Origin of the sequence: Mycobacterium sp. 1482292.6 (assembly GCF_001672995.1) — a bacterium.
GTDB classification, from domain to species: domain Bacteria; phylum Actinomycetota; class Actinomycetes; order Mycobacteriales; family Mycobacteriaceae; genus Mycobacterium; species Mycobacterium europaeum_A.
Genome location: NZ_LZKV01000225.1, coordinates 1 through 2497 on the forward strand (window position 1 = coordinate 1; position 2497 = coordinate 2497).

Here is a 2497-nt window from a genome sequence, read left to right on the forward strand (position 1 = left end):
TTCACCCCGGGCGAGCAGGTGACCACCGCGGTGACGTGGACGGGCATGGGCTCGGCGCCGCACTGCCCGCTGCCGCGGCCGGCGATCGGTCCGGGCACCTACAACCTGGTCGTGCAGCTCGGCAACCTGCGCTCGATGCCGGTGCCGTTCATCATGAACCAGCCGCCACCGCCGCCGGGCCCGGTGCCCGGACCGGGTCAGCCGGGCGCGGTGCCGCAGCCCGAGGCGCCGCCGCTGGCCCCGCCGGCCGGCTGAGGCCGATCACATCACGCACCTTGCATTCACCTAGTTCAGCGAGTCGGTAATCGTCGACTCCGCCAGCTGCGACAGTCCTTCCCGCACATGGCGGGCCCACATCGCGCCGATGCCGTCGACCGATTGCAGGTCGGTGGCGCTGGCCGCCAGCACGTTCTGCAGCGTCCCGAACGAGCGGACCAGCAGGTCGGCGTGGGCGAACTGCAGCCGGGGAATGCCGGCCAGCGCCTGGTAGCCGCGCGGGCTGACCGCCGAATCCTGCGCCTCGGTGGTGGTCGGATACCCGAAAACCTTTGCCAGGATGGTGAAGTCGAGCAGCTCGGTATCCGACAGCGCGTCCAGCTCGTCGAGCGTGGCGGTCATCTGCGCCTCGGACAACGGCTCCGGGCTGGCGTGATAGTCGCGCACGATCAATTCCCGGGCGTTGTCGTTGCCGCCGAGTAGCTCGTCGAGCTGCAGCCGCAGCTGGCGGCCGTCGGTGCCCAGTTCGACCACGTCGTTGTCGATCACCTGGCCGATCCGGCGGACCAGCTCGAGCCGCTGCACCACCGTCATGACGTCGCGCAGCGTGACGAAGTCCTCGATCTCGGCGCGCGACAGCTGCCTGCTGACCTCGTCGAGCCTGATCTTGTACCGCTCCAGGGTGGCGATGGCCTGGTTGGCCCGCGACAGGATGGTCGCCGAGTCCGCCACCACGTGGCGCTCCCCGCCGACGTAGACGGTCACGATGTTCATCGAATGGCTCACCGAGATCACCGGGTAGCCGGTCTGGATCGCCGCCCGCTCCGCCGACCGGTGCCGGGTCCCCGACTCGTCGGTGGCGATCGACGGGTCCGGGACCAACTGCACGTTGGCCCGCACGATGCGGCTGCCGTCGGTGGACAGCACGACGGCGCCGTCCATCTTCGCCAGCTCGCGCAGCCGGGTGGGCGCGTAGCGCACGTCCAGCGCGAACCCACCGTCGCAGATGGCCTCGACGGCCTCGTCGTTGCCGAGCACGATCAGGGCGCCGGTGCGGCCACGCAGGATGCGTTCCAGGCCGTCACGCAGGCCGGTGCCCGGAGCCAGGCGGGCGACGGTTTCACGCAGGGTCGGACGAGTCACAGCATGTCATTCTTCAGGCCCGACGCGTCATGCGTCCAGCCATGGCGGGTTTGCGGGAGCGCCGCCGCGGTGGTCGGCGATGTCGATCATGTGCTCCAGCGCCGCCACGATGGTGGGCGCGCGCAGCGCCCGCATCCCGTTCGGCACGATCTCGCGCCGGGGGTCGTCACCGTCCGGGATGAGCGCGATGGAAAACCCCTGGCGAGCGGCTTCGCTCAGCCGCCGCTCCATGCCGCTGACCCGCCGCAAATCTCCAGCCAGTCCCACTTCGCCGATCATCACCGCAGTGGTGGGCAGCGGCAGGCCGGTGAGCGCTGACGCCAGCGCGACCGCGACCGCCAGATCCGACGATGGATCGGTCAGCCGCATGCCGCCGACCGTGGACAGGTAGATGTCGTTGATGCCGACGGGCAGCCTGGCGTGCTTTTCCAGTACCGCGGTGATCATCGCGGCCCGGGAGTGGTCGATGCCGCTGACGGCGCGGCGCGGCGAGCCGCCCGCCGGCGTGGCCAGCAGCGCCTGTACCTCGCCGATCAGCGGCCGTTTGCCGTCCAGTGTCACCGTGATCGCGGTGCCCGGCACCGGGGCCGGACGCTGATCCAGGAACAGGTTCGACGGGTCGGCGACGCCCTCGATCCCGTTGTCGTGCAACAGGAAACAGCCGACCTCGTCGGCCGCCCCGAACCGGTTCTTGATCCCCCGGACCATGCGCAGCGAGCCGTTGCGGTCGCCCTCGAAGTGCAGCACCACGTCGACGAGGTGCTCGAGGGAACGCGGCCCGGCGATGGCCCCGTCCTTGGTGACGTGCCCGACCAGGATCAGCGCGACGCCGTTGGTCTTGGCCGCCGCGGTCAGGGCCGACGTCACCGCGCGGACCTGCGTGACGCCGCCGGCCACACCGTCGGCCTCGGTGGTGGACATGGTCTGCACCGAGTCCACGATCACCAGCGCGGGCCTGACCGTCGCGATGTGCTCGAGGACGGTGTGCAGGTCGGATTCGGCGGCCAGGTAGAGCTCGTCGCTGCCGCAGCCGATGCGGTCCGCGCGCAACCGGATCTGGCCCGCCGACTCCTCACCGGAGATGTACAGGGCGCGGCGGCCCGCTTTCGCCCAGCGATGCGCGACCTCGAGCAGCAGC

General features: G+C 70.7%; 2 protein-coding genes and 1 pseudogene. 1 reads left to right on the plus strand and 2 read right to left on the minus strand.

Annotated elements, in window-relative coordinates; translation table 11 throughout:
* Window positions 1-255 (plus strand): annotated as a pseudogene (locus A5624_RS23110) (hypothetical protein); the annotation flags it as partial.
* Window positions 256-285: 30 nt separating this feature from the next.
* Here the strand turns inward: A5624_RS23110 and disA are convergent.
* Together disA and A5624_RS23120 are read right to left on the minus strand one after the other, a co-directional pair.
* On the minus strand, window positions 286-1359 hold the full coding sequence (gene disA, locus A5624_RS23115; RefSeq protein WP_066871621.1) for a DNA integrity scanning diadenylate cyclase DisA: 1074 nt from the start codon (window positions 1357-1359) through the stop codon (window positions 286-288).
* 27 nt (window positions 1360-1386) lie between these two features.
* Window positions 1387-2497, minus strand: a 1111-nt coding sequence (locus A5624_RS23120; protein ID WP_066871624.1) for a S16 family serine protease, incomplete at its 5' end; no start/stop codon positions are given.